This window comes from Nostoc sp. (assembly GCF_035638895.1).
Taxonomy (GTDB): Bacteria; Cyanobacteriota; Cyanobacteriia; order Cyanobacteriales; family Nostocaceae; genus Nostoc.
Map to the genome: position 1 here is coordinate 1 of NZ_DASQZC010000324.1, position 1,527 is coordinate 1,527.

The window sequence follows — 1,527 nt, forward strand, 5'->3', positions numbered from 1 at the left end:
GGTGCTGGGTTGTGCCGAGATTGCCTAGATAAGCTGGTTGGTTACAAGGGTAGCCCGTTAGTTTGGGCATTGAATAACGGTGCTAAGAGTGTTGGCAGAGTCCAAAGCGCGACGTTGCACCTGATTTGTCAGCGAGAAAACGAAATTCTGGCTTTTGTACCCCAAGATTACTGGAGTGTCTGGGTAGATTATGCTGAAGGATTTCGGGCTTTTTACAAAGGGACGGTCGATTCTGCAAAAGATGCAGCAGACCAAGAAACTGAAACTAATGATGACGCGAAAGTTGGTAATAGTCCAGAAACACCGGAGTCTAAGCGCGTTCTTTCCGAAGCAGAGGCTACACGTTTAGTTGAAAAAGCACAGCAACATCCTCATCAGGTGATTCATTTTGAAGGAAAAATCGTTAACCGCCAGCCACCGCCACCATTTACAACTTCTAGCCTTCAGCAAGCAGCCGGTTCAAAGCTGAGGTTTGCTCCCGACAAAACTATGGTTGTGGCCCAAAAGCTTTATGAGGCAGGGCTGATAACATATATGCGAACAGACTCAGTGATGCTGAGTCCAGAATTTTGTGCCAGCGCCCGTAAATGGTTAGAGCAAAATGATCCGCAGAATGTACCGCAGCAAGTCGCCAAGCATCGCAGTAGCAAATCGGCTCAAGAAGCACATGAGGCGATTCGTGCAACGGATGTGTTTCGTCCCTCAGTTCAGTTGCGTTTAGAACTCCCTGATGATGAGTTTAATTTGTATGTGATGATTTGGAAACGTTCAATTGCTTCTCAATGTCGTGCTGCTCAATTGCGTAAAACTTTGGTAATTACTCAGTCTGGTTCTCTACTGTGGTCAGCAAGAGGGCAAGTGATTGAATTTTACGGTTATGCCCGGTACTGGAATAATCTTAGCAAGGATAGTGTTTTACCTTCATTACAACAGGGACAGGCATTGAAGCTGGAGAATGCTGGACATGAGCAAAAGCAGACGCAGCCACCACCCCGTTATAGTGAACCAAAATTGGTGCAACTGATGGAACGTAAAGGAATTGGTCGCCCAAGTACCTATGCTCCTACTGTTGCTACCTTAAAAAAACGAAATTATGTTGAGTTGAAAAAAGACCATCTGCAACCGACAGCGTTAGGGTTAGAAGTTGATGCGTTTTTGCTCAAAGCACTGCCAGATTTACTAGAGGCAGAATTCACAGCAAAAATGGAAGATGCCCTTGATGCAATTTCTGAAGGAAAAAACTCTTGGCAGCATTATTTAACTAGTTGGAATCAAAATTACTTTGTACCAGCCCTTTCCAAAGCTAAAACTGTAGTTGCGAGTTCCCCAACAGGTAAAGCTAATGTGATAACTGAGCGCAAATATGAGACTTCCAAGACGCGATGCCCTGAATGCAAAAATTTTCTCGCCAAAATTCCGAGTAGTAAAGTTAAAAAGAAATATTTCCTCAAATGCACAAAAGGCTGTGAAAATGTCGTGCTATTTTGGAGCGACTTTAACAAAACTTGGCAGCCACCACAAACTAAA

At 44.1% G+C, this 1,527-nt stretch carries 1 protein-coding gene; it reads left to right on the forward strand.

Features of this window, described 5'->3' with window-relative positions; all coding sequences use genetic code 11:
* Positions 1–1,527, forward strand: a 1,527-nt coding sequence (locus tag VE944_RS15990; RefSeq protein WP_324978648.1) for a type IA DNA topoisomerase, incomplete at both ends; no start/stop codon positions are given.